24 protein-coding genes are annotated in these 23,074 nt (G+C 65.1%); 15 read left to right on the plus strand and 9 right to left on the minus strand.

From position 1 onward, the window contains the following. Positions 1-29: 29 nt before the first annotated feature. Positions 30-1,427 (plus strand): dihydrolipoyl dehydrogenase, encoded by a 1,398-nt coding sequence (lpdA, locus tag G4Z14_RS01405; protein ID WP_164622967.1) that lies wholly within the window; start codon positions 30-32, stop codon positions 1,425-1,427. Positions 1,428-1,542: 115 nt separating this feature from the next. Beyond that, a complete protein-coding gene (locus G4Z14_RS01410; protein WP_321572990.1) occupies positions 1,543-2,703 on the plus strand; it encodes an MFS transporter in 1,161 nt (386 codons plus the stop codon). On the opposite strand, the gene G4Z14_RS01415 is transcribed toward G4Z14_RS01410, so the two are convergent. Then, entirely contained in the window at positions 2,675-3,028 is a 354-nt protein-coding gene (locus G4Z14_RS01415) for a rhodanese-like domain-containing protein (RefSeq protein WP_164622969.1), read from the minus strand. The two genes, G4Z14_RS01410 and G4Z14_RS01415, sit on opposite strands and share 29 nt — an antisense overlap. Positions 3,029-3,188: 160 nt before the next feature. On the opposite strand from G4Z14_RS01415, the gene uvrA reads away from it, so the two are divergent. Further along, positions 3,189-6,047: an excinuclease ABC subunit UvrA gene (gene uvrA, locus G4Z14_RS01420; protein ID WP_164622970.1), complete on the plus strand. Its 2,859-nt coding sequence runs from the start codon at positions 3,189-3,191 to the stop codon at positions 6,045-6,047. A gap of 73 nt (positions 6,048-6,120) precedes the next feature. Here uvrA and G4Z14_RS01425 read toward each other — a convergent pair whose 3' ends face one another. Both G4Z14_RS01425 and G4Z14_RS01430 read right to left on the minus strand, forming a co-directional pair. Beyond that, the gene (locus G4Z14_RS01425; RefSeq protein WP_164622971.1) at positions 6,121-6,450 is read right to left on the minus strand and encodes a cupredoxin domain-containing protein; all 330 of its coding nucleotides are present in this window, start codon (positions 6,448-6,450) and stop codon (positions 6,121-6,123) included. Between the two features lie 109 nt (positions 6,451-6,559). Next, a complete protein-coding gene (locus G4Z14_RS01430; RefSeq protein ID WP_164622972.1) occupies positions 6,560-6,763 on the minus strand; it encodes a YgaP family membrane protein in 204 nt (67 codons plus the stop codon). Between the two features lie 236 nt (positions 6,764-6,999). Here G4Z14_RS01430 and G4Z14_RS01435 point away from each other — a divergent pair, with 236 nt between their 5' ends. After that, positions 7,000-8,430 (plus strand): NCS1 family nucleobase:cation symporter-1, encoded by a 1,431-nt coding sequence (locus G4Z14_RS01435; RefSeq protein ID WP_164622973.1) that lies wholly within the window; start codon positions 7,000-7,002, stop codon positions 8,428-8,430. 49 nt (positions 8,431-8,479) lie between these two features. Here G4Z14_RS01435 and G4Z14_RS01440 read toward each other — a convergent pair whose 3' ends face one another. The 3 genes from G4Z14_RS01440 to G4Z14_RS01450 are packed head-to-tail and all read right to left on the minus strand — an operon-like array spanning position 8,480 to position 10,928. After that, entirely contained in the window at positions 8,480-8,896 is a 417-nt protein-coding gene (locus tag G4Z14_RS01440) for a hypothetical protein (RefSeq protein WP_164622974.1), read from the minus strand. Between the two features lie 52 nt (positions 8,897-8,948). Then, the gene (locus tag G4Z14_RS01445) at positions 8,949-9,368 is read right to left on the minus strand and encodes a hypothetical protein (protein ID WP_164622975.1); all 420 of its coding nucleotides are present in this window, start codon (positions 9,366-9,368) and stop codon (positions 8,949-8,951) included. Positions 9,369-9,428: 60 nt separating this feature from the next. Further along, positions 9,429-10,928: a CoA-acylating methylmalonate-semialdehyde dehydrogenase gene (locus G4Z14_RS01450; RefSeq protein WP_164622976.1), complete on the minus strand. Its 1,500-nt coding sequence runs from the start codon at positions 10,926-10,928 to the stop codon at positions 9,429-9,431. A gap of 164 nt (positions 10,929-11,092) precedes the next feature. Here G4Z14_RS01450 and G4Z14_RS01455 point away from each other — a divergent pair, with 164 nt between their 5' ends. The 9 genes from G4Z14_RS01455 (at position 11,093) to G4Z14_RS01495 (ending at position 18,540) form a co-directional block, all read left to right on the plus strand. After that, complete coding sequence (locus G4Z14_RS01455; RefSeq protein ID WP_164622977.1) at positions 11,093-12,007, plus strand: LysR family transcriptional regulator; 915 nt, start codon at positions 11,093-11,095, stop codon at positions 12,005-12,007. A 50-nt stretch (positions 12,008-12,057) separates the two neighbouring features. Then, positions 12,058-12,492, plus strand: a complete 435-nt coding sequence (locus G4Z14_RS01460; protein ID WP_164622978.1) for a CBS domain-containing protein — start codon at positions 12,058-12,060, stop codon at positions 12,490-12,492. Positions 12,493-12,575: 83 nt separating this feature from the next. Continuing rightward, positions 12,576-13,073, plus strand: coding sequence for a pantetheine-phosphate adenylyltransferase (gene coaD, locus G4Z14_RS01465; RefSeq protein WP_164622979.1), 498 nt, complete (start codon positions 12,576-12,578; stop codon positions 13,071-13,073). Positions 13,074-13,200: 127 nt separating this feature from the next. Then, positions 13,201-14,946: an arginine--tRNA ligase gene (gene argS, locus G4Z14_RS01470; RefSeq protein ID WP_164622980.1), complete on the plus strand. Its 1,746-nt coding sequence runs from the start codon at positions 13,201-13,203 to the stop codon at positions 14,944-14,946. A 77-nt stretch (positions 14,947-15,023) separates the two neighbouring features. Next, complete coding sequence (locus G4Z14_RS01475) at positions 15,024-15,869, plus strand: SPOR domain-containing protein (protein ID WP_164622981.1); 846 nt, start codon at positions 15,024-15,026, stop codon at positions 15,867-15,869. Between the two features lie 10 nt (positions 15,870-15,879). After that, positions 15,880-16,896 carry a glycoside hydrolase family 3 protein gene (locus G4Z14_RS01480; RefSeq protein ID WP_164622982.1) on the plus strand — a complete coding sequence of 339 codons (1,017 nt, stop codon included), beginning with the start codon at positions 15,880-15,882 and terminating at the stop codon, positions 16,894-16,896. Further along, positions 16,889-17,689, plus strand: coding sequence for a segregation and condensation protein A (locus G4Z14_RS01485; protein WP_164622983.1), 801 nt, complete (start codon positions 16,889-16,891; stop codon positions 17,687-17,689). Before G4Z14_RS01480 ends, G4Z14_RS01485 begins: the two co-directional genes overlap by 8 nt. Beyond that, entirely contained in the window at positions 17,686-18,330 is a 645-nt protein-coding gene (gene scpB, locus G4Z14_RS01490) for an SMC-Scp complex subunit ScpB (RefSeq protein WP_164622984.1), read from the plus strand. Before G4Z14_RS01485 ends, scpB begins: the two co-directional genes overlap by 4 nt. Before the next feature lie 6 nt (positions 18,331-18,336). Continuing rightward, a complete protein-coding gene (locus tag G4Z14_RS01495; RefSeq protein ID WP_164622985.1) occupies positions 18,337-18,540 on the plus strand; it encodes a hypothetical protein in 204 nt (67 codons plus the stop codon). A gap of 58 nt (positions 18,541-18,598) precedes the next feature. Here the strand turns inward: G4Z14_RS01495 and G4Z14_RS01500 are convergent, their stop codons facing one another. The 3 genes from G4Z14_RS01500 to G4Z14_RS01510 are packed head-to-tail and all read right to left on the minus strand — an operon-like array spanning position 18,599 to position 20,841. Further along, positions 18,599-19,579: a methyltetrahydrofolate cobalamin methyltransferase gene (locus G4Z14_RS01500; RefSeq protein ID WP_164622986.1), complete on the minus strand. Its 981-nt coding sequence runs from the start codon at positions 19,577-19,579 to the stop codon at positions 18,599-18,601. 15 nt (positions 19,580-19,594) lie between these two features. Next, a complete protein-coding gene (locus G4Z14_RS01505; protein ID WP_407703776.1) occupies positions 19,595-20,515 on the minus strand; it encodes a methylenetetrahydrofolate reductase in 921 nt (306 codons plus the stop codon). 23 nt (positions 20,516-20,538) lie between these two features. Continuing rightward, positions 20,539-20,841 (minus strand): virulence factor, encoded by a 303-nt coding sequence (locus G4Z14_RS01510; protein WP_164622987.1) that lies wholly within the window; start codon positions 20,839-20,841, stop codon positions 20,539-20,541. Positions 20,842-21,142: 301 nt separating this feature from the next. Here G4Z14_RS01510 and G4Z14_RS01515 point away from each other — a divergent pair, with 301 nt between their 5' ends. Both G4Z14_RS01515 and G4Z14_RS01520 read left to right on the plus strand, forming a co-directional pair. Further along, positions 21,143-22,279: a Ppx/GppA phosphatase family protein gene (locus G4Z14_RS01515; RefSeq protein ID WP_164622988.1), complete on the plus strand. Its 1,137-nt coding sequence runs from the start codon at positions 21,143-21,145 to the stop codon at positions 22,277-22,279. Beyond that, entirely contained in the window at positions 22,276-23,043 is a 768-nt protein-coding gene (locus G4Z14_RS01520) for an RlmE family RNA methyltransferase (RefSeq protein ID WP_164622989.1), read from the plus strand. Before G4Z14_RS01515 ends, G4Z14_RS01520 begins: the two co-directional genes overlap by 4 nt. Positions 23,044-23,074: the final 31 nt, after the last annotated feature.

Here is a 23,074-nt window from a genome sequence, read left to right on the forward strand (position 1 = left end):
GCAAACTACTTTTTCTGAGGGAGGGAAAGATGGCAGGCCAGAGCTTTGACGTAGTGGTGATCGGGGCAGGACCGGGGGGCTATGTCGCCGCCATCCGGGCCGCGCAACTGGGCCAGAAGGTTGCCATCGTCGAACGCGAACATCTGGGCGGCATCTGCCTGAACTGGGGCTGCATTCCGACCAAGGCGCTTCTGCGCTCGGCCGAGGTGTTTCACCTGATGCACCGCGCCAAGGAATTCGGCCTGAAGGTCGAGGGCGCCTCCTTCGACCTTGACGCCGTGGTGGCGCGCTCGCGCGGGGTGGCCAAACAGCTGTCGGGCGGCATCGGCCATCTGATGAAGAAGAACAAGGTCACGGTGTTCATGGGCGCGGCCAGCCTGCCGAAGGCGGGCGTGGTGTCGGTCAAGACTGACAAGGGCGTGGAAGAGCTGACCGCCAAGGCGATCATCCTTGCCACCGGTGCGCGGGCCCGCGAACTGCCGGGGCTGGAGGCCGATGGTGATCTCGTGTGGACATACAAGCACGCCCTGCAACCCAAGCGCATGCCGAAGAAGCTGCTGGTCATCGGATCGGGGGCCATCGGCATAGAATTTGCAAGCTTCTTCAACACTTTGGGCGCCGATGTTACGGTGTGCGAAGTGATGGACCGCGTGCTGCCGGTGGAAGATGCCGAGATTTCTGCCTTTGCCAAGAAAGCCTTTGTCAAGCAGGGCATGAAGATTCTGGAAAAGACTACGGTCAAGAAGCTGGACCGCAAGCCGGGCGTCGGGGTGACCGCTCACCTTGAGGATGCAAAAGGCACGGTAACCGCAGAATTCGACACGGTTATTTCCGCGGTCGGCATTGTCGGCAACGTGGAGAACCTTGGGCTGGAGGCGCTTGGCGTCAAGATCGACCGCACCCATGTCGTGACGGACGAATTCTGCCGCACCGGGGTTCCCGGGCTTTATGCCATCGGCGATATCGCCGGCGCGCCCTGGCTGGCGCACAAGGCGAGCCACGAGGGCGTGATGGTCGCCGAACTGATCGCGGGCGGCCATCCGCATGCCATCAAGCCAAACTCGATTGCCGGCTGCACCTATTGCCACCCGCAGGTGGCCTCGGTCGGGCTGACCGAAGCCAAGGCCAAGGAGGCGGGCTATCAGGTGAAGGTGGGCCGCTTCCCCTTCATCGGCAACGGCAAGGCGATTGCGCTTGGCGAGAGCGAGGGCATGATCAAAACCGTGTTCGACGCCAAGACCGGCGAGCTTCTGGGCGCCCATATGATCGGCGCGGAAGTCACCGAGTTGATCCAGGGCTATGTCGTCGGCCGGTCGCTGGAGACCACCGAGGAAGACTTGATGAACACCGTCTTCCCGCATCCGACACTGAGCGAGATGATGCACGAGGCGGTGCTCGACGCCTATGGCCGGGCCTTGCATATCTGACCGGAAACGATTTCTGTGGCAGAAATCGCGGGGGGCCGTCTGCCCCCCGGGCTGCGGGGCAGCCTCCCCCCGAGGATATTTTTGAACAGATGAAAGACCTCGCATGCGCGCTGCCGTGACCATTTTTGCGATCTGGGCGGCGGGGCTTGGCGCGGCGGCGCAGTTTGGCAAGATGTCGGTGGCCTATCCGGCGCTGGAGGCGGTTTACGCCGGGCAGGCCGGCATCGGCATCGGGGTGATGCTGTCGATCGTCGGCACAGTCGGGCTGGTGTTCGGCACGACGGCGGGGCTTTGGGTGGCCCGCGTCGGGGCGCGGCGGGCGCTGGTGGCGGCGCTGGCGCTGGGGGCGGTGGCCAGCGCGCTGCAGATTGGCCTGCCGCCCTATCCGGTGATGCTGGCGACGCGGGTTCTGGAAGGACTGTCGCATCTGGTGATCGTGGTGGTCGGGCCGACGGCGATTGCCGGGCTGGCGCCGGGGCGCGGGCAGGGAGCGGCGATGACCTTGTGGTCGTCGTTTTTCGGCGTGGCCTATGCCGTGCTGTTCTATGTCGGGCCGGATCTGCTGGCAGATCACGGGCCGGGCCTGTTGTTCGGCTTGCATGCGATCTGGATGGCGGTTGCCGCGCTGGTCCTGTGGCTTTTGTTGCCCGGCGAGGGCGGGCAGGCGCAGGTGAAGCGGCGGGCCTCGCTCTGGGCCGAGCATCGCGCGATCTATGCCTCGCCGCGGCTGGCGGCTCCGGCGATGGGCTTTGTCTGTTACACCGTCACCTATGTCGCGGTTTTGACGATTTTGCCTGCACAAATGGGAGATATGGGTGGGTTTATCGGCGTGGCGATGCCGCTTGTCTCGATCGCGGTGTCGCTGACGCTGGGGATCTGGCTGCTGGGCCGGATGAGCGCGGTGCGGCTGGTGCAGCGCGGCTTTGCCGCGGCGATGCTGGCGGCGGGCGGGCTGTGGCTGAGCTGGGGCGGGGGGCTGGCCAGCGTCTTTGCGCTTGGTGTCGCGGCCAGTCTTGGCATCGTGCAGGGTGCGAGCTTTGCCGCGCTGGCCGAGCTGAACCCCGGGCCGGCGGATCGCGCCCGCGCCGCCGGGGCCATTGCCCAGCTTGGCAATCTTGGCACTACGGTTGGAACGCCGCTGCTGGTCTGGATCACGGCCAGGGCCGGGGAGATCGGCCTTGCCCTGTTCGTCATCGGGTTTTCGGCGCTTGGCGTGGCGATTCACGCCGTGCAGGCACGGCGCCGGCTCAGCGCTGAACCGCTCCCCCGGCGCTGAGCCAATCGCCGAAGCCGCCGATGTTGTGGGCAGTATAGCCCAGCCGTTCCAGTACCTGCGCCGCCTGACCGGCGCGGCCGCCGACGGCGCAGAACACCGCGACGGGTTTGGCCGGGTCGAGCCGCTTGTCATGGTCGGGGCCTTGCGGGTTGGCCTTGAGCTGCACCATGGCCAGGGGGATATGCACGCCGCCCCGCGCTGTGCCGGAGGCGGCAATCTCGCCGGCTTCCCGCACGTCGAGCAGGGTGATTTCCCCCCTCGCGGCCATGGCCACGGCATCGGCGGCGGTGAAGCGTTTGGCGGAGGAGCCGAAGAACGAGAACATCGGGAAGCCTTTCGGAGAGGGTTTCCGTCAATATATTCTATTAATGGAATTTGTAAAGCGCTCGGGCGGCGGACCGCGCAAGTTCACCCTATGTTCACATTTTCTGGTTGGAATGCCGCGGGATTCCCCCTACATCTGTGCGGGTCTGGTGGGGTGGATCATGGCTGAACAGAAGTTCATCGAGGTTCGGGGCGCGCGCGAGCATAACCTCAAGGGCGTGGATGTCGACATTCCGCGCGACCGGTTGGTGGTGATTACCGGTCTTTCCGGCTCGGGCAAGTCGTCGCTGGCCTTTGACACCATCTATGCCGAGGGCCAGCGCCGCTATGTCGAAAGCCTGTCGGCCTATGCCCGGCAATTCCTTGATATGATGGGAAAACCGGATGTCGACCATATCTCGGGTCTGTCGCCGGCGATTTCGATCGAGCAGAAGACCACCTCGAAGAACCCGCGCTCGACCGTCGGGACGGTGACCGAGATCTACGACTACCTGCGGCTGCTGTTCGCCCGCGTCGGCACGCCTTACAGCCCGGCCACCGGCTTGCCGATCACGGCGATGCAGGTGCAGGACATGGTGGATGCGGTGATGGCGATGGCGGAGGGCACGCGCGCCTATCTGCTGGCGCCGATCGTGCGCGACCGCAAGGGCGAGTACAAGAAGGAGTTCCTTGACCTTCGCAAGCAGGGCTTCCAGCGGGTCAAGGTGAATGGCGCCTTCCATGAGCTGGAAGAACCGCCGGTTCTCGATAAGAAATTCCGCCACAACATCGACGTGGTGGTCGACCGGATCGTGGTGCGCGAGGGGCTGGAGACCCGGCTGGCCGACAGTTTCCGCACCGCGCTGAATCTGGCCGACGGCATCGCTGTGATCGAAACCGCGCCTTCGGAGGGCGAGGGCACCCGCACCACCTATTCCGAGAAATTCGCCTGCCCGGTTTCCGGCTTTACCATCGCCGAGATCGAGCCGCGCCTCTTTTCGTTCAACGCGCCGTTCGGCGCCTGCCCGGTGTGCGATGGCTTGGGGATGGAGCTGTTCTTTGACGAGCGGCTGGTGGTGCCCGATCAGGGGCTGACGCTGATGCAGGGGGCGATTGCGCCCTGGGCCAAGTCGAAAAGCCCGTATTTCACCCAGACCATCGACGCGATGGCCAAGCACTATGGCTTTGATAAAAAGGCGAAATGGAAGGATCTGCCGGAAAAGGTGAAGGATCTGTTCCTGCGCGGCTCGGGTGGCGAGGAGATCGAGTTCCGCTATGACGAGGGCGGGCGGATCTATCAGGTCTCCCGCGTGTTCGAAGGCGTGATCCCCAATATGGAGCGGCGCTATCGCGAGACCGATTCGGCCTGGAGCCGCGAGGAGATGGAGCGGTTCCAGAACAACCGGCCCTGCGGCGCCTGTTCGGGCTACCGGCTGCGGCCCGAGGCCTTGGCGGTGAAGATCGCCGGCCTGCATGTCGGTCAGGTGGTGCAGATGTCGATTCAGGAGGCGTTCGACTGGATCGGCACGGTGCCGGACAGCCTGAGCGCGCAGAAGAACGAAATCGCCCGCGCCATCCTGAAGGAAATCCGCGAACGGCTGGGGTTTCTGGTCAATGTCGGGCTGAACTACCTGACGATGAGCCGCAATGCCGGCACGCTGTCGGGCGGCGAAAGCCAGCGCATCCGGCTGGCAAGCCAGATCGGCTCGGGGCTGACGGGGGTCTTGTATGTGCTGGACGAGCCGAGCATCGGGCTGCACCAGCGCGACAATGACCGCCTGCTGACCACCCTGAAGAACCTGCGCGATCAGGGCAATACCGTGCTGGTGGTGGAACATGACGAGGATGCGATCCGCGAGGCGGATTATGTCTTTGACATGGGACCGGGGGCCGGGGTGCATGGCGGCATGGTGGTGTCGCATGGCACGCCGCAGGCGGTGGCGGAGGACCCGGCCAGCCTGACTGGCCAGTATCTTTCGGGCAGCCGCGAGATTGCGGTGCCAAAGGTCCGGCGCAAGGGCAATGGCAAGAAACTCGCGGTCGTGGGGGCCACCGGCAACAACCTGAAGAACGTCACAGCCGAGTTTCCCTTGGGCAAGTTCGTCTGCGTCACCGGCGTTTCCGGCGGCGGCAAGTCGACGCTCACCATCGAAACCCTGTTCAAGACCGCCGCCATGAAGCTGAACGGCGCGCATGAGACGCCCTCGCCCTGCGAGACGATCAAGGGCTTCGAACATCTCGACAAGGTGATCGACATCGACCAGCGCGCCATTGGCCGCACCCCGCGGTCAAACCCCGCCACCTATACCGGCGCCTTCACCCCGATCCGCGACTGGTTCGCCGGCCTGCCCGAGGCCAAGGCGCGCGGCTATCAGCCGGGGCGGTTTTCCTTCAACGTCAAGGGCGGGCGCTGCGAGGCCTGTCAGGGCGACGGCGTCATCAAGATCGAGATGCATTTCCTGCCCGACGTCTATGTCACCTGCGAGACTTGCAAGGGCCATCGCTACAACCGCGAGACTTTGGAAATCAAGTTCAAGAACAAGAGCATCGCCGATGTTCTTGAACTGACCTGTGAAGATGCGCGCGAGTTCTTTCAGGCGGTTCCGGCGATCCGCGAGAAGATGGACGCGCTCTGCGAGGTGGGGCTTGGCTATATCAAGGTCGGCCAGCAGGCGACCACGCTGTCGGGCGGCGAGGCGCAGCGGGTGAAGCTGTCGAAGGAGCTGTCGCGTCGGGCCACGGGCCGGACGCTCTATATCCTTGATGAACCCACCACGGGCCTGCATTTCGAAGACGTCAGGAAGCTCTTGGAAGTGCTGCATTCGCTGGTCGAGCAGGGCAATACCGTGGTGGTGATCGAGCATAACCTCGATGTCATCAAGACGGCTGACTGGATCATCGACATCGGGCCGGAAGGCGGCGACGGCGGCGGGCAGATCGTGGCCACCGGCACGCCCGAGCAGGTGGCGCAGGTCGAACTCAGCCATACCGGGCGCTACCTGAAGGACATGCTGAAACCCAAGCGGCACGCCGCCGAATAGGCCGGCGCGACCGCCGCATCGCGCCCGATTTCTGATACAGAAATCGGCCCGGAATTCGTGCCGAATTCCGCCGTCAGGCCACTGTGATGCGGGCCTTCATCGACGGATGGAACTTGCAGAAATAGTCGAACTCACCCGCCTGCGCGAAGGTGATCGTTGCCGACTGGCCCTTGGTCAGCTTGCCGGTATCGAAACTCTCGTCCTTGGCGCTGGCGGTATGCGGCGGGCTGTCTTCGCTCAGGAAAGTCACCGTGTCCCCGACGGCGATGGCAAGATCGGCGGGGATGAATTCCATCGACTTGATGTTGACCTGATGCGAGCCGGCGCGGACGGGGCCGGCAGCCAGCGGCAGCAGGCCGGCGGCGGCGCAAAGCCGGGTGAACTGGCGGCGGGTGAAGGTCATGGCGGAACTCCGTTGCAAGGGGCAGCGGCGTCGGCGCAGGGCGAAACGGCGGCAGGTGCGGCAGCGCCACTGCGCCGGTTTCGCCAGGCTTCCGGCACCGTTGCCGGGTTTACTTGCCTTGGCGGGTCGAGACCCCGAAGATCGTATAGACCGGGCAATAACCGATCAGGCCGGTCAGCAGCGGCGCGATGCCAAAGAGCTTGGCATAATGCCAGAAACCCGCCCCGTTTTCCATGAAGAACCAGGCCAGAAGGGCGATTCCGACGAGAATGCGCAGCGCGCGGTCGGCGGTGCCTTCATTGGTCGTGAACATGACTGTCTCCTCTTGCTGTGGCGCCGGGTCTGTGGGCTTCCCGCGAGTCGCCCGCCCGCTCAACATATTCGCCAAATAGAAAAAATCCGAAACTTTTTCAAATAATCACGAAAAATCCTATCTCCAAACCCTTGGTTGTCCTGCCCGTCAAATGGGCGCAGCTTTCCCGCGCGGACCAAATAATCAGCAGACATGAAACCGCCATGTCACGTCCAAGCACTGGGAAGGGACAAACCATGCAGCTTACGAACCCGTCACCCTCGTTGCACAACGAGGATCTGGCGCCCGCGGCCGAACGCAAATGGGGCGCGTTTTCCATCTTCAACGTCTGGACTTCGGACGTACACAGCCTTTGGGGCTATTATCTGGCCGCGAGCCTTTTCCTGCTCTGCGGCAGTTTCCTCAACTTCGTGATCGCCATCGGCATCGGCTCGCTGGTGATCTTCTTCCTGATGACGCTGGTCGGCAATGCCGGGGTACGGACGGGCGTGCCGTTCCCGGTTCTGGCGCGGGCCTCGTTCGGTACTTTCGGCGCCAACGTACCGGCGCTGGTGCGGGCGATCGTCGCCTGTTTCTGGTACGGCGCGCAGACGGCCGCCGCCGCCGGCGCGCTGGTGGCGCTCTTGGTGCGCAGCCCCGGTCTGCTGGAGTTCCACCAGACCAGCACCTTCCTTGGCCATTCCAGCCTGACCTTCATCTGTTTTCTCGTGGTCTGGGCGGCGCAGCTCGTCATCATCCAGAACGGCATGGAGACGGTGCGCAGGTTTCAGGACTGGGCGGGGCCGGCGGTCTGGGCCGTCATGCTGGTGCTGGCGATCTATCTCGTTGTGAAATCCGGTACCTTCTCGTTCGGGTCCGAGATTCCGCAGGATGTGCTGGTGCAGGCCACTGCCGGCGCGGGCGTGACTGCGACACCGGGCAGCTTTGCCGCCCTTGCCGCGGTTGCGGCGACCTGGATCACCTATTTCGCCGCGCTCTACCTGAACTTCTGCGACTTCTCGCGCTATGCGAAGGATGAAAAGGCGCTGCGGACGGGCAACCTCTGGGGCCTGCCGGTCAACCTGCTGGCCTTCTGCCTTGTCGCGGGCGTCACCACCACTGCCGCCTATTCGGTCTATGGCGAAGTGCTGCTGCACCCCGAGCAGATCTCGGCCAAGTTCGACAGCCTGACGCTGTCGATCCTTGCGGCGCTGACCTTCGCGGTGGCGACGCTCGGGATCAACGTCGTGGCGAACTTCGTCTCGGCCGCCTTCGACATCTCGAACACCTTCCCCTCGAAGATCAGCTTCAAGGGCGGCGGCTATATCGCGGCGATCATCAGCCTGATCCTGTTTCCCTGGTCGCCCTGGGAGACGGGTGCGGCAAGCTTCGTCAACTTCATCGGGTCGGGCATGGGGCCGATCTTCGGGATCATGATGGTCGACTACTATCTGATCCGGCAGGGCAAGCTGGATGTGAACGCGCTCTATCAGGAGGATGGCGAGTTCCGGTTCCAGAACGGCTGGCACGGCAAGGCCTTCATCGCCTTTGGCGTCGGTCTTGTGTTCTCGTCGCTCCTGCCGACCTTCACGACGATCCTGCCGGCCTGGTGGGGTACCTATGGCTGGTTCGTCGGCGTGGCGGTGGGCGGCGCGGTCTATTTCGCGCTGCGCTCCGGGCAGAAGTAAGCCGGCTTCACCAAGACGAAGGGCGGGCCTTTGGTCCGCCCTTTTTGCGTCAGGCGCCGGCCAGAAGCGCCGAGAGGCTGCGTTCGCGCAGGCCAAGGACTTCAAGCGCCTGAGCCTCGTCCTCATAGATCCGCACCACCAGCCCGCCAATGCCCGCCATGGATTTCATCACCATCCCGGCAATCTCCTGCGACAGCCGGTGCGGCGCGATGTAGACCACCATCGGCTCGCAGCCGGGTTGCAACAGGTGATCGGGCAGCTGCGCCATGGTGGACATCAGCTGCACGAAGTCGCGCTCGTGGCTGGTGATGCCGCCAAGGTCGATCAGCTGGTTCTGCATCGGATTGGCGTCAGGGTGACGGGCATAGGCTTCGGCCGAGGCGAGGCAATCGGCCAGCAGGATATGGCCGCTGAACCGCGCCAGAACCAGATTGCGCGCGGGGAAGATGTGAAAATCAACGGGCATCAAGAAGCTCGGATCAAGGAGGGCAGGGGAGGAGGGCTCGGGCCTTCCTGGTTCAGGCGCCAAGTTCGAAAAGCTCGGCAATGGCGGCGTGTTTCAGGCCCAGCAGCGCCAGCGCCTGATCTTCGCGTTCCACCACCCGCACCAGCACGATGTCCAGCCCGTCCCAGCTTTTGCGCGCCATCTGCGCCAAGGCCTGCCCGGCGCTGGTCGGGGCGTAGAACACCACCAGACGCTCGCCCCGGTGCGACATCAGGTCTTCGGCCATGCGGGCCTGCAATTTCATCAGTTCGGGAAAATCGCGTTCTACCCCCGTCACTTCGGACAGATCGCAAAGCTGCCGCATGGTGTCGTGGTGGTCGGGGTGGCGTGACACGGCGGCGACGGCGCCGCGCGCCTCGTCAAAGGTGACTTGCCCCGAATAGAAGAACAGCGCCAGATTAAAGCGGGGCAAGACTTCGGTATGAACTGGCATGATGGGGTTGCGCCATGTTTGACCCTGAGGTCGAAATTTCAGCACAACCCCGGCATTTGATCAATCCAGTTGTTTGAAGTTCAGGCTGGCGCCTTCCTTGATGCCCGAGAACCAGCGCGCGGTGACAGTCTTGGTCTTGGTGTAGAAGCGGAAGGCGTCGGGGCCGTATTGGTTCAGGTCGCCGAAGGCCGATTTCTTCCAGCCGCCGAAGGAGTAATAGCTCAGCGGCACCGGGATCGGGAAGTTGATGCCGACCATGCCGACATTGACGCGGGAGGCGAAATCACGGGCGGTGTCACCGTCGGCGGTGAAGATCGCCGTGCCGTTGCCGTAGTCGTTGTCCATCACCAGCTTCAGCGCGTCTTCGTAGCTGTCCTTGCGGACGGTCGACAGAACCGGGCCGAAGATCTCCTGCTTGTAGATGTCCATGTCGGGGGTGACCTTGTCGAACAGGGTCGGGCCGACGAAGAAGCCGTTCTCATAGCCCTGGATCTTGATGCCGCGGCCATCGACCACCAGATCGGCGCCCTGCGCTTCGCCCGAGCCGATCAGCCCGTTGATCCGGTCGCGCGCCTGCGCGGTGATGACGGGGCCGAAATCCACGTCGTCGCCGGCGGTATAAGGGCCGACCTTCAGCTTTTCGATGCGGGTCACCAGCTTGCCGACCAGCGCATCGGCGGTCTTCTCGCCCACCGGCACCGCGACCGAGATGGCCATGCAGCGTTCGCCCGCCGCGCCGAACCCGGCGCCGACCAGCGCATCGGCCGCCTTGTCCAGATCGGCGTCGGGCATGATGATCATGTGGTTCTTGGCGCCGCCGAAGCACTGGGCGCGCTTGCCGTTCGAGGCGGCGCGCCCATAGATATATTGCGCGATCGGGGTGGAGCCGACAAAGCCGACGCCCTGAATGGTCTCGCTGTCGAGAATGCCGTCGACGATTTCCTTGTCGCCGTTGACCACCTGCAGCACGCCATCCGGCAGACCGGCCTCTTTCAGAAGCTCGGCGAGGAACAGCGAGGTCGAGGGCACGCGCTCCGACGGTTTCAGGATCATCGCGTTGCCGCAGGCCAGCGCCGGACCCATCTTCCACAGCGGGATCATGGCGGGGAAGTTGAAGGGCGTGATGCCCGCCACCACACCCAGCGCCTGACGCATGGCGTAGATGTCGATGCCCGGACCGGCGTTGTCGGTCATCTCGCCCTTCAGGAAGGCCGGGGCGCCCATGCAGACCTCGATCACCTCAAGGCCGCGCTGCACGTCGCCGCGGGCGTCGGGCAGGGTCTTGCCATGTTCGCGGCTGACCAGCTCGGCCAGCTTGTCCATGTTCTGGTTGATGAGCGCGCCAAAAGCCATCATCACCCGCGCCCGGCGCTGCGGGTTGGTGGCGGCCCATTTGACCTGCGCCTTGGCGGCATCGGCAATGGCGGCGTTCAGTTCAGCCACGGTGGCCAGCGCCACGCGGGCCTGCACTTCGCCGGTGGCGGGGTTCATGATGTCGGCAAAGCGGCCGGACGTGCCCGCAACCAGCTTGCCGTTGATCCAGTGACCGATCTCTTTCATGGGAAGTCCTCCTGATTTGGCGCGAGTTTAGTCTTGCGGAAATGCTGCGAAAAGCGCCAGTATGGCAAAAGGGTTTTGCATTTCTGCAAATCCCTCCTCGTCGCATTCCATGCGCTCTTCGGGGGGGCGCACGACGAGACGCGACAGCGCAGGAGGAGGCTTCGGTGGACTGGGACGATCTGCGCATCTTTCTGGCCGTCGCGCGCAGCGAAAGCCTGTCGGCGGCGGGCAAGCGGCTCAAGATCGACCCGGCGACCGTCGGCCGCCGCATCGCCCGGCTGGAAGAGGCCATCGCCGCCCGGCTTTTCGTGAAATCGCCGCAGGGCTACGGGCTGACCGAGGCCGGGCTGCGGCTGGTGCCGCATGCCGAGGCCGCCGAAGCGGCGCTGCGCGGGGTGGGCGAGACCATGGCCGGGCCCGAGGGGCTGACCGGCCAGATCCGCATCGGGGCGCCCGACGGCTGCGCCAATTACCTCTTGCCGCAGGTTCTGACGCGCATCTGCGATGCCAACCCCGGCCTTGAGGTGCAGCTTGTGGCGCTGCCCCGCGTCTTCAACCTGTCGAAACGCGAGGCCGACATGGCCATCGGCGTGTCGCGCCCCGAGGCGGGGCGGCTGACGGTGCAGAAGCTGACCGACTACCGGCTGCATCTGGCGGCCAGCCGGGATTATCTGGCGGCGCATCCGCCGATCACCGCCCGCGCCGATCTGTCCGGGCATCGGCTGGTCGGCTACATCGCCGACATGATCTTCGACAAGGAGCTCGACTATCTGGCCGAACTGGGCCTTGCCGCACCGCCCTTGGCGTCGAATTCTGTCTCGGTGCAGCTGAACTTCCTGCGCGCGGGCGCTGGGGTGGGCGTGGTGCATGACTTCGCGCTGCCCTCGGCCCCCGACCTCATGCGCATCCTGCCCCATGAGATCAGCCTGACCCGCGCCTTCTGGCTGATCCGCCATGCCGATGATGCCCGCGTTGCGCGCCTGAACCGCTTTGCCGAGGCCTTGGTGCGCGAGGCCCGCGCTGAAATGGCGCGGCTGGAGGCGCCGGCAATGGCGCTGACAACCCAAGGTATTGCTTGACAGAATCTTGCGCGGGCGCAACGCTTTGTCTGACATCAAGGGAGGTGCCCATGCTTGTCAGCCAAATCCTGAAATCCAAGGGGTCTGAAGGGGTTGTCACCGTGCAACCCGGTCTTACGGTCGCGCAGGCCGCCGAAGTGCTGTCGCAGAAGAAGATCGGCGCGCTGGTGATTTCGAAGGATGGCAAGACGCTTGCCGGCATTGTGTCCGAGCGCGATATCGTGCGCGAGGTCGGGCGGCGCGGTCCGTCCTGTCTGAACGACAGCGTCGACAGCATCATGACCGCCAAGGTGGTGACCTGCGTGCGCGCCGACCAGACTGACGCGGTCTTGCAGAAGATGACCGACGGCCGGTTCCGCCATATCCCGGTGATCGAAGGCGGCCAGCTGGTTGGCCTGATTTCCATCGGCGACGTGGTGAAGGCCAAGCTTTCCGAACTGTCGATGGAGAAGGATGCGCTGGAAGGCATGATCAAGGGGTTCTGATCCGGCTCGCGCTGCGGCAGAAAGGGGCTTGCGCGGGCCTGCGCAATATTGTTGCGTGTGCCCGCACGGCTTTCGGAGGCTCCATGCGCATCGGTCTTTACCCCGGCACTTTCGATCCCATCACCATGGGCCATACCGACATCATCCAGCGCGCCATGGCGCTGGTGGACCGGCTGGTCATCGGGGTGGCGATCAACCGCGACAAGGGGCCCTTGTTCACGCTGGAGGAACGGGTGGCCATGGTGGAGGCCGAATGTGCGCCGATTGCCGCCAAGGCCGGTGGCGAGATTGTCGTGCATCCGTTCGAGAACCTGCTGATCGACTGCGCCCGCGACGTCGGGGCAGGGGTCATCATCCGCGGCCTGCGGGCGGTGGCCGATTTCGAATACGAATTCCAGATGGTCGGGATGAACCGGGCGATGGATGCCAGCATTGAAACCGTGTTCCTGATGGCGGATGCGCGGCGGCAGGCGATTGCCTCGAAGCTGGTGAAGGAAATCGCCCGGCTGGGCGGTGATGTGTCGAAATTCGTGCCCCCGGCGGTGGAAACCGCGCTGAAAGCCCGGCTGAAGCGGGCCTGAGGCCGCCCCCCACCCCCGGCCCCTCCCCACGACGGGGCAGGGGAGGCGACCGGTGGCAGAACGAGCCTCGCTTGACCAATCGCTTGGCCTCTGGCATGGCCTGTGGCCAAGCAAAGGACTTGATCAAATGAACCTCTTCGCCGAAATCCGCGCGCTTGTCGTCGATGCCCTGGGCCAGATGGCTGCCTCGGGCGCCTTGCCCGCGGGTCTTGACCTTTCCGCCGTCTCGGTCGAACCGCCGCGCGACGGGGCGCATGGCGACATGGCCACCAACGCCGCCATGGTGCTGGCCAAGCCCGCCGGCATGGCCCCGCGCGCCATTGCCGAGGCACTGGCCGCCAAACTCGCCGCCGATCCCCGCATCACCAAGGCCGACGTGGCCGGCCCCGGATTTCTGAACCTGCGGCTGTCGCCTCTGGTCTGGCAGGGTGTCGTCAAGGCCGCGCTGACCGAGGGCGCCGGTTTCGGCCGGTCGCAGATCGGGCAGGGCGCCCGCGTCAACGTCGAGTTCGTCTCGGCCAACCCCACCGGCCCGATGCATGTCGGCCATGTCCGCGGCGCGGTGGTGGGCGATGCGCTGTCGAACCTTCTGGCCTTTGCCGGCTGGGACGTCACCCGCGAATATTACATCAACGACGGCGGCGCGCAGGTCGATGTGCTGGCGCGCTCGGCCTATGAGCGCTACCGCGAGGCGCATGGGCTGGAGCCGGAGATTCGCGAGGGGCTTTATCCCGGCGATTACCTCATTCCGGTCGGCGAGGCGCTGAAGGCCGAATTCGGCAGCCGGTTGCTTGATCAGCCCGAAGGGGTCTGGTTGCAGGATGTGCGCAACTTCGCCACCGAATTGATGATGCAGATGATCCGCGAGGATCTGGCGACGCTGGGCGTCCGGATGGACATCTATTCGTCGGAAAAGGCGCTTTACGGCACGGGCGAGATCGAGGCGGCAATCGAGACCCTGCGCGGCATGGACCTGATCTATGACGGCGTGCTGGAGCCGCCGAAGGGCAAGACGCCGGAAGACTGGGAGCCGCGCGAGCAGACCCTGTTCCGCTCTACCGCGCATGGCGATGACGTTGACCGTCCGGTGAAGAAATCCGACGGCAGCTGGACCTATTTCGCCCCCGACATCGCCTATCACTACAACAAGGTGCGGCGCGGCTTCGATCAGCTGATCGACATTTTCGGCGCCGACCATGGCGGCTATGTCAAGCGCATGAAGGCGGCGGTTTCGGCGCTGTCGAATGGCAAGGTGCCGCTCGACATCAAGCTGATCCAGCTGGTGAAGCTTTACAAGAACGGCGAGCCCTTCAAGATGTCGAAGCGCGCCGGCACCTTCGTCACCCTGCGTGACGTGGTCGAGGAGGCGGGCGCCGACGTGACCCGTTTCATCATGCTGACGCGCAAGAATGACGTGGCCTTGGATTTCGACTTTGCCAAGGTGCTGGAACAGTCGAAAGACAACCCGGTCTTTTACGTGCAATACGCCAATGCCCGGATCAACTCGGTGATCCGCAAGGCGCGCGAGGCGGGAATCACCTGTGACGATGCCACGCTGGCCGGGCTGGACCTGTCGGGCCTGACCCACGAGGCGGAAATCGAGCTGGCCAAGAAGATCGCCGAATGGCCGCGTCTGGTGGAAATCGCCGCCAAGGGCAACGAGCCGCATCGCGTGGCCTTCTACCTTTATGAACTGGCCTCCGACCTCCATGGCTTGTGGAATCGCGGCAACGACGACCTATCCCTGCGATTCTATCAAGAGGGCAATGCGGCAACATCTGCGACAAAAATTGCCCTCGCGCGCGCCACGGGCGTTGTGATCGGCTGCGGCTTGGGTATCTTGGGCGTCACTCCGGTCGAGGAAATGCGCTAAGACAGTTCCCGCCGGTCGAGCAGGCAAAGAACAAGCCCCGGCGGCATGTATCGCGGGGCGCTGGCGAGGCATAGGGCATGGCGGATCTGGATTACGATCATTTCGACGGCGGCTATCCGGCGGCCTATGGCCCGCGGGCCGGGCGGTTTGCCCATCTGGGCGGTGCCGCAGTGTCGCTGGCACTCTTGCTTGGAGCGGGCGTCTGGGGCTATCAGCTGGCGATGCGCGATGTCAGCGGCATTCCGGTGATCCGCGCCGTCGGCGGGCCGATGCGGCTGGCGCCCGCCAATCCCGGCGGCTCGGAAACCTCGCATCAGGGCCTGTCGGTCAATGCCGTGGCCGCGGCGGGCACTGCGCTGCCGCTGCCGGAAACCCTGACCCTTGCGCCGAAAGCGATGGAACTGGCCGATGAGGATCTGGCCGGTCTGGAACCGCTGGAGCCGGTCGGCGGAGCGGAGGTCGTCGCCCTGACTTCCACGACCGAGCTTGAGGCGGCGGCCTTGCCCGAGGCCTTGCCCGCCACGCAGGAAGATGCCGTCGCCGCCGCGCTGGCCGAGGCGCTGGGGCTGGAGGCGCCGGCCGCCGCCAGCGATGGCGCGGTGGTGGCAAATCTGGAAGACGTCACGCAAACCCTTGCATCGGCAACGGAAATCGCGCCGGAATCCATCGCCCCCGGCACGCTATTGGTGCAGCTGGGCGCTTTTGACGATCAGGAAAAGGCGCGTGCCGAATGGGCGCGGCTGACCGGCACATTCGCGGAACTGATGGGCGGCAAGGCGCTGGTGATCCAGCCGGCGCAAAGCGGCGGCAAGACCTTCTACCGGCTGCGCGCCCACGGCTTTGCCAATGACGACGACACCCGCCGCTTCTGCACCGCGATGCTGGCCGAGAATGCCACCTGTATTCCCGTCGCCCAGAGATGAGCCGCCGGGGATGAGCGCCATCGGCCGCATGGCCGCGATTTTCGGCTGTGACGGCTTTGATCTGAGCGGCGCGGAGCGTGCCTTCTTCCGCGAGGCCGATCCATTCGGCTTCATCCTCTTTGCCCGCAACATCGACAATCCCGATCAGGTTGAACGCCTGACGCGATCCCTGCGCGAAGCGGTCGGGCGCGATGCGCCGATCCTGATCGATCAGGAGGGCGGTCGCGTGCAACGGCTGCGCAGCCCGCATTGGCGCGAATGGATCCCACCGCTCGACGCCGCCGAGACCGCGGGGGCGGACGCCGCCCGCGTGCTGGGCCTGCGCGCCCGGATCATGGCCGAGGAATTGCGCGCCCTTGGCATCGACGCCAATTGCGCCCCGGTGGCCGACATCGCCGGGCCCGAAACCCACCCTTTCCTGCGCAATCGCTGCTATGGCGTGACGCCTGTACAGGTGTACGAACGCGCCCGCGCCGTGGCCGAGGCGCATCTGGCGGCCGGCGTGTTGCCGGTGGTCAAGCATCTGCCGGGCCATGGCCGCGCCACTGCCGACACCCACCTGCATCTGCCCACTGTCACCGCCAGCCGGGCCGAACTGGCCGCCCATGACTTCGCCCCGTTCAAGGCGCTGGCCGACTTGCCGTTGGCGATGACCGCCCACATCATCTTTGCCGCCTATGACCCCGACCGCCCGGCCACGCAATCGCCCGACATGATCCGGGTGATCCGGCAGGAAATCGGCTTTCAGGGCCTTTTGATGACCGATGATCTGAACATGCAGGCGCTGTCGGGCGATCTGGGCCAGCGCACGCGGGCCGCGATGGCCGCCGGCTGCGACATTGCCCTGCATTGCAAGGGCGACATGGCCGAGATGCTGCAGGTCGCGGCCGAGGCGGGCGACATGCGCCCCGACACGCGCGCGCGGGCCGGAGCAGCGCTGGCCCGGCGCCGCCCGGCCAATTCTGTTGACATTGCCGCCCTTGCGGCCGACCTTGCCGCCATGGGGCAAGGTGCGCTCGATGGCTGAGGCGGGACAAGACGACTGGGGCGGGGTGGAACGCCTGCCGACTGCCGAACGGCTGGAGGCCGAGGCGCTGATCGTCGATGTCGACGGCTTCGAAGGCCCGCTCGACCTGCTGCTGACGCTGTCGCGCACCCAGAAGGTCGATCTGCGCAAGATCTCGGTCTTGCAGCTCGCCGAGCAATATCTGGAATTTGTCCGCCGCGCCGCCGCGCTGCGCATCGAGCTGGCCGCCGATTATCTGGTGATGGCGGCCTGGCTCGCCTTCCTGAAATCGCGGCTGCTGCTGCCGCCCGAGCCGGGCGAGGAGGGGCCGTCCGCCGAAGACCTCGCCGCGCATCTGGCGTTCCAGCTGGAGCGGCTCCAAGCCATGCGCGAGGCTGCCGCCCGGCTGATGGCACGCGACCAGCTTGGCCGCGATTTCTTTGCCCGCGGCCTGCCCGAAGACATCACCCACACCCGCGACATCACCTATGAGGCGACGCTGCTGGACCTGATGCGCGCCTATGCCCGCATTCGCACCCGCGACGAATTTCGCCCCTATGCCTTTGACCGGCAGGACGTCTACACCATGGAGCAGGCGCTGGAGCGGATGCGCGGGCTTCTGGGCTATGCCGGCGAATGGTCCGACCTGACTTCTTTCCTGCCCGAGGGCTGGGATGCCTCACCTGCGCGGCGCCGCTCGGCCACCGCCGCGCATTTCGCCGCGGTGCTGGAAATGGCCAAGCGCGGCCAGATCCGGCTGAAACAGGGCGAGACCTTTGCCCCGATCCTGATCCGAAAGGCCGATGGCGGATGAATGAGCCGGTAGAACAGTCGCTGTTCGAAGCCCCGCCGATGGGCGAGCAGGAACGCATGGTCGAGGCGATCCTGTTTGCCAGTGCCGAGGCGGTGACGCTGGCCGACCTCGCGGCCCGGATGCCGCATGGTTGCGACCCGGCCGAGGCGCTGGTGACGCTGCGCCGCCGCTACGAAGGGCGCGGCGTGCAGATCGTCAAGGTTGGCGATGCCTATGCCTTCCGCACGGCCGGCGATCTGGGGTTCCTGATGCAGAAGGAACATGTCGAGCAAAGGAAACTCTCGCGCGCGGCCATCGAAACGCTGGCCATCGTGGCCTATCACCAGCCGGTGACGCGGGCGGAAATCGAGGAAATCCGGGGGGTCGCGGTGTCGCGCGGCACGATCGACCTGCTGATGGAGCTGGACTGGATTCGCCTTGGCCGCCGCCGCATGACACCGGGGCGCCCGGTGACCTTTGTCGTCACCGACCATTTCCTTGACCATTTCGGGCTGGAATCGGCGCGTGACCTGCCGGGGCTGAAAGAGCTGCGCGCGGCCGGGCTGCTGGACAGCCGGCCCTTGCCGATGGGCCTTGGCCAGCCCACATCGGATGAGGAAGACGAAGCCCAGACCGGCCAGAGCGAACTATTCGAGGACTAAGCCACCATGGACCGCATGCTCCAGCAGCTTCTGAACCGCTTTCTCGGCCGATTGATGAACCGTGCGATTGATACCGGGATCAGCTTTGTCGCCAACCGCGGCAAGGACCCGGCCCAGATGAGCGATTCCGAACGCCAGCAGGCCCGCGCCGGGCAGGATCTGGCAAAAAAGGCGCGGAAGATGTCCCGCGCCTCTCGCAAACTGTTCTGATCGGGCGCCTTGTCGCCGCCGCCGCCGCTCTTCGGCGGGGCGGCGCGCGAGGAGGAGCTTAGCCCCGGCCGCGACGGCCGCCGCGACGGCCGCCGGCGGCTTGGCTGGCCGCAGACGAGGCTTCGGCAAAGGTCATGCCGCCTTCGACTGCTTCCAGAACCTTGGCAAAGCGGATCCACTCACCACCGTTGGCGTCGTGGTTCATCAGGAAGTTGGCGGCGCGGATCGCCTCCATCTCCTGCTGGCGCACCGGGTTCATGATCGCGCTGGTCATGCCGGCGCCAATCGCCATCGGCAGGAAGGCGCCGTTGATGCCGTGACGGTGCGGCAGGCCGAAGGAGATGTTCGAGGCGCCGCAGGTGGTGTTGACGCCCAGCTCCTCACGCAGGCGGCGCACCAGTGCAAACACCTGCTGACCGGCCGAGGCCATGGCGCCGACCGGCATGACCAGCGGGTCGACCACGATGTCATGCGCCGGGATGCCGAAATCGGCAGCGCGCTCGACGATCTTTTTCGCCACGGCAAAGCGGACATCGGGATCGGGCGAGATGCCGGTGTCGTCGTTGGAAATTGCCACGACCGGCACGTTGTATTTCTTCACCAGCGGCAGGACCAGTTCCATCCGCTCTTCCTCACCCGTCACCGAGTTCAAGAGCGGCCGGCCTTCGCAGGCCATCAGACCGGCTTCCAGCGCACCGGGAACCGAGCTGTCGATGCACAGCGGCACGTCGACAGTCTGCTGCACGATCTCGATCAGCGCCTTCATCAAGGGCGGCTCGACAAAGTTGTTGTCGGCATAGCGCGGGTCTTGCGCCATCTTGTTGGTGAAGACCGCGCCCGAGTTGATGTCGAGGATGGTCGCACCGCAGGCAACCTGTTCCAGCGCGTCCTTGATGACGGTCTCGAAATTGCCGGCCTCAAGCTCGGCCGCCAGCTTCTTGCGGCCGGTGGGGTTGATGCGCTCGCCGATCACGGCGAAGGGTTCGTCAAAACCGATGATGACGGTTTTCGTTTTGGATTCAACAACGGTGCGGGTCATTCTTCAACCTTTTTCTTAAGCGTTAGCAGGCACGCCCGAGGCGCCGCCATTGTCAGTCACCCATTGGGCATTGGTCTTGATGCCGCCCAAGGGGAAGAAGTGGACCTGTTCGATGCCGAAGCCGGGGTTTTTCGCCTTGTGCGCGGCCAGATCGGCGACGAACTCGGTCGGCTCGTAGGGCAGGAGAAGCTTGGTCACATCCATCGCCCGCTTTTGCAGCACGCGCAAGGAGGCGCCGACGCCGCAGGAAATCGCGAACTTGATGAGCGTCTGCAGCTTGGCCGGGCCGGCGACCCCGATATGCACCGGCAGCTTGATGCCTTCGGCTGCCAGACGGTCAACCCAGGCGATCACCGGGGCGGCCTCAAAGCAGAACTGGGTGGCCATGGCGATCTTGGCATCGCTGCGCTCGGCAAAGGCCGATTTCCAGCGCGCCGCTTCCATCACCATCTTGTCCGAGCCGTCGGGGTCGATGTCCTTGTTGCCTTCCGGGTGGCCGGCGACGTTCAGCCGCTCAAAGCCGGCGAAGGCGCCCGATTCCAGCAGTTGCATCGAGGTGGCATAGTTGCCGACCGGAGTGGCAACGCCGCCAGCGAGCAAGAGGCCCTGATTGACGCCGACATCCTTGTAGCGGCCGACCCAATCCACCAGCGTCGCCTTGTCCTTGATGATGCGCGCCGGGAAGTGCGGCATCACGTCAAAGCCCTCGGCGCCGATGCGCTTGGCGGTCGCCACCATGTCCTCGATCGGGGTGCCGTCGATATGGGCGATATAGACGCGGGTGCCTTTCGGCAGGAGGGCGCGGAAATCCTCCACCTTTTCGGCGGTGCGCGGCATAACTTCGATGGAATAGCCCTTCAGGAAGGCCTCCATCTCGGCGGCCTGCGCGCCGGTCGCAGATTCCTTGGTGTCCTTGCGGAAGAAACTCAGGGCCATGTGGCTCTCCTAGACTTGGCTCCTCAGGCTTGCGCCCAGCCTTCGTTGGCAATCAGCGCTTTCAGGCGCTCGGTGTCGTATTCGGCTTCCAGATCGGCGGCGATCCTGTCGGCCACCTCCTCCTGTTCGCCCTCAACCTCATAGGGGGTCGCCTTGCGCCATTCCGCCAGATAGGCGTCGGCATCCTTGGCGCCGATCTTCATGGCGCAGCGGTCAATGGCCTGTTCGAAGCGTTCCGAAAGCTGCTTTTTCGCGCCCCGGCGGCCTTTTCCGGCAATCACCTGGGCGGGAATGTCGCGCCAGTAGACGATGACAACTTCGGCCATTGCGGCTGATTCCCCTGTAAGTTCAACCCCGGTTCTAGTCGCCTGCTTGCGACAGGCAGGGTCGGTTTTCGACATGACGCGCGGCGGATGCGACCCCCGCGCCGGAAGGCCCCGGCTGGACCGCTCTTGCCGGCGCGAAAATAGGCCGGTTCTGCCGCTCTCGCCAGTCTGCGAGCGACCTGTGATGACGCGAAGTTTTCAAGATCATCTTGCGCGGCATTTCATGACCGGGAGGGGGCAGGGCGCTTGCACGGTCCCCGGTTTGCGCATACCTTCGGGACAACCACGTATGGAGGGCGACATGACGCCCGAGCGTCCCCGAGGGGCGGACGCCAAGAAAGCTGCGGTCGAGGCTCCGAAAGGTGCTTCCCGCAAGGCTTTGCCGTCAGCCCCTGACACAGCCACGGCCGGGCTTTATGCCGCCGTGGACCTTGGCACGAATTCGTGCCGCATGCTGATTGCCCGGCCAGCGGGCAACCAGTTTCAGGTCTTGGACAGTTTCTCCAAGGCGGTGCATCTGGGCGCGGGGCTGGAGGCCTCGGGCAAGTTGTCGCATGCCTCGATGGGGCGCACGCTGCAGGCGTTGCGGATCTGCCAGAAGAAGATCGAGTCCCATGGCGTCGGCCGGATGCGGCTGGTGGCGACCGAGGCCTGCCGCCGCGCCCGCAACGCGCGCGACTTCATGCGGCAGGTGAAGCGCGAGACCGGGCTGCATGTGGAAATCATTCCGGCCGAGGAAGAGGCGCGGCTGGCGGTGATTTCCTGTGCGCCGCTGGTCAACCGCTCGACCGAGCAATTGCTGGTGGTCGACATCGGCGGCGGGTCAACCGAACTGGTCTGGGTGGACCTGTCGGCAGTTGCACCGGAAAACCGGGGCCGGGCGATCATGGGCCTGCACCGCGGCTTTTCCGGCCAGCCCGAAGGCGGGGCGCGGGTGGTGGACTGGATCTCGGTTCCCTTGGGCGTTGCCACGCTGAAGGACCAGTTCCAGGACGTCGAGGACGACTCGGCGCGCTTTGCCCTGATGTCGTGGTTCTTCGAGGAAAACCTTTCGGCCTTCAGCCCCTACAACGCCGCCCAGCCGCGCGAGGGGTTCCAGATCATCGGCACTTCGGGCACGGTGACCACAGTGGCGGCCAGCTTCCTCAACCTGCGCCGCTATGACCGCACCAAGGTCGATGGCTTGCAGATGACCTCGGACCAGATCGACCTGGTGATCCGCGAATACCTTGCCCTTGGTCCCGAAGGCCGCCGCAGCGATCCGCGCATCGGCCGCGACCGCCACACGCTCATCATGCCCGGCGCGGCTATCCTTCAGGCGCTGATGCGGATATGGCCGACGGATCGTCTCTCGGTGGCCGACCGCGGCCTGCGCGAGGGACTGCTTTATGCGCAGATGAACGCCGACGGCATTCTGGAAGACGGACCCTATCTATGACCGAAAAACCCACCTCCGGCAAAAACACCTCGGGGCGCGGCCAGCGCGATCTGCGGGTGCGGGTGAAAACCGCCAAGGGGCGCAAGCTCTCGTCGACGCTGTGGCTGGAGCGGCAGCTGAATGACCCCTACGTCCAGCGCGCCAAGCGCGAGGGCTATCGTGGCCGCGCCGCCTTCAAGATCATGGAGCTGGACGACCGCTATGGCTTCCTGAAACCGGGCGCGCGGGTGGTTGACCTTGGCTGCGCGCCGGGGGGCTGGTGTCAGGTGGCGGCGGCGCGGGTCAACGCGCTGGGGCAGAACCCGAAAAAGCCGGTCGGCACCATTCTGGGCGTCGATCTGCAAGAGGTGGAGCCGATCGCCGGCTGCGACATCCACCAGCTCGATTTTCTGGACGAGGATGCCGACGACAAGGTGAAGGGCTGGCTCGGGGGCCGTGCCGATGTGGTGATGTCGGACATGGCGGCGGCCGCCTCGGGCCACAAGGGCACCGACCATTTGCGCATCGTGGCGCTGATCGAGGCGGCGCTGGCCTTTGCCTTCGACGTGCTGGAAGAGGGCGGCACCTTTGTCGCCAAGGTGCTGGCGGGGGGCGCGGAAAACGAGATGCAGGCGCTGCTGAAGCGGTCGTTCCGCAAGGTGGCGAACGTGAAGCCGCCGTCAAGCCGGGCCGACAGTTCCGAGAAATTCGTCGTCGCCATGGGGTTCCGGGGGCGGGCAGAGGACCCGCGGGACGAAGACCCGCATCCCGAGGCCGAGGACTGATCGCCCCACCGAAACAGTGGCGTTGTGCTGC

Origin of the sequence: Tabrizicola oligotrophica, from assembly GCF_011008935.1 — a bacterium.
Classification (GTDB): Bacteria; Pseudomonadota; Alphaproteobacteria; order Rhodobacterales; family Rhodobacteraceae; genus Tabrizicola_A; species Tabrizicola_A oligotrophica.

Excerpts from the sequence above, each read along its gene's own strand:
- G4Z14_RS01480 (WP_164622982.1), top strand. The coding sequence starts at position 15,880 with ATGAGCGCCATCGGCCGCATGGCCGCGATTTTCGGCTGTGACGGCTTT.
- coaD (WP_164622979.1), top strand. The coding sequence starts at position 12,576 with ATGCGCATCGGTCTTTACCCCGGCACTTTCGATCCCATCACCATGGGC.
- G4Z14_RS01440 (WP_164622974.1), bottom strand. The coding sequence starts at position 8,896 with ATGCCCGTTGATTTTCACATCTTCCCCGCGCGCAATCTGGTTCTGGCG.
- G4Z14_RS01415 (WP_164622969.1), bottom strand. The coding sequence starts at position 3,028 with ATGTTCTCGTTCTTCGGCTCCTCCGCCAAACGCTTCACCGCCGCCGAT.
- uvrA (WP_164622970.1), top strand. The coding sequence starts at position 3,189 with ATGGCTGAACAGAAGTTCATCGAGGTTCGGGGCGCGCGCGAGCATAAC.
- G4Z14_RS01505 (WP_407703776.1), bottom strand. The coding sequence starts at position 20,515 with ATGGCCCTGAGTTTCTTCCGCAAGGACACCAAGGAATCTGCGACCGGC.
- G4Z14_RS01495 (WP_164622985.1), top strand. The coding sequence starts at position 18,337 with ATGGACCGCATGCTCCAGCAGCTTCTGAACCGCTTTCTCGGCCGATTG.
- G4Z14_RS01435 (WP_164622973.1), top strand. The coding sequence starts at position 7,000 with ATGCAGCTTACGAACCCGTCACCCTCGTTGCACAACGAGGATCTGGCG.
- G4Z14_RS01500 (WP_164622986.1), bottom strand. The coding sequence starts at position 19,579 with ATGACCCGCACCGTTGTTGAATCCAAAACGAAAACCGTCATCATCGGT.
- lpdA (WP_164622967.1), top strand. The coding sequence starts at position 30 with ATGGCAGGCCAGAGCTTTGACGTAGTGGTGATCGGGGCAGGACCGGGG.
- G4Z14_RS01515 (WP_164622988.1), top strand. The coding sequence starts at position 21,143 with ATGACGCCCGAGCGTCCCCGAGGGGCGGACGCCAAGAAAGCTGCGGTC.
- G4Z14_RS01475 (WP_164622981.1), top strand. The coding sequence starts at position 15,024 with ATGGCGGATCTGGATTACGATCATTTCGACGGCGGCTATCCGGCGGCC.
- G4Z14_RS01510 (WP_164622987.1), bottom strand. The coding sequence starts at position 20,841 with ATGGCCGAAGTTGTCATCGTCTACTGGCGCGACATTCCCGCCCAGGTG.
- scpB (WP_164622984.1), top strand. The coding sequence starts at position 17,686 with ATGAATGAGCCGGTAGAACAGTCGCTGTTCGAAGCCCCGCCGATGGGC.
- G4Z14_RS01460 (WP_164622978.1), top strand. The coding sequence starts at position 12,058 with ATGCTTGTCAGCCAAATCCTGAAATCCAAGGGGTCTGAAGGGGTTGTC.
- G4Z14_RS01485 (WP_164622983.1), top strand. The coding sequence starts at position 16,889 with ATGGCTGAGGCGGGACAAGACGACTGGGGCGGGGTGGAACGCCTGCCG.
- G4Z14_RS01425 (WP_164622971.1), bottom strand. The coding sequence starts at position 6,450 with ATGACCTTCACCCGCCGCCAGTTCACCCGGCTTTGCGCCGCCGCCGGC.
- G4Z14_RS01445 (WP_164622975.1), bottom strand. The coding sequence starts at position 9,368 with ATGCCAGTTCATACCGAAGTCTTGCCCCGCTTTAATCTGGCGCTGTTC.
- G4Z14_RS01430 (WP_164622972.1), bottom strand. The coding sequence starts at position 6,763 with ATGTTCACGACCAATGAAGGCACCGCCGACCGCGCGCTGCGCATTCTC.
- G4Z14_RS01520 (WP_164622989.1), top strand. The coding sequence starts at position 22,276 with ATGACCGAAAAACCCACCTCCGGCAAAAACACCTCGGGGCGCGGCCAG.
- argS (WP_164622980.1), top strand. The coding sequence starts at position 13,201 with ATGAACCTCTTCGCCGAAATCCGCGCGCTTGTCGTCGATGCCCTGGGC.
- G4Z14_RS01450 (WP_164622976.1), bottom strand. The coding sequence starts at position 10,928 with ATGAAAGAGATCGGTCACTGGATCAACGGCAAGCTGGTTGCGGGCACG.